General features: G+C 73.4%; 1 pseudogene. It reads right to left on the reverse strand.

Annotation, left to right across the window (positions count from 1 at the left end):
* Positions 1-256, reverse strand: a pseudogene (locus AC6LJ2_RS30145) (Zn-dependent hydrolase); the annotation flags it as partial.

The following is a 256-nucleotide window of genomic DNA, read 5'->3' on the forward strand; positions in this document are numbered from 1 at the left end:
GCACGCCGATGATGCCGTCGAAGCGGCCGCCGCTGGGCACGGTGTCGCAATGCGAGCCGGTGGCGATGGGCTTGCGGGCGGGGTTGCGGCCGGCGCGGGTGCCGATCAGGTTGCCGCCGGCATCCACATGCGTCGTCAGGCCCGCGGCCTCGAATTCGGCGCGCAGCCACTGGCGCGCTTCCTGGAACAGCGGCGAGAACGCGCGGCGAGTCCAGGGCTGGTCGGGCAGGGTGAAGCGCGACAGCGCTTCGACGCG

It is taken from the genome of Achromobacter sp. 1014246743, from assembly GCF_059760725.1.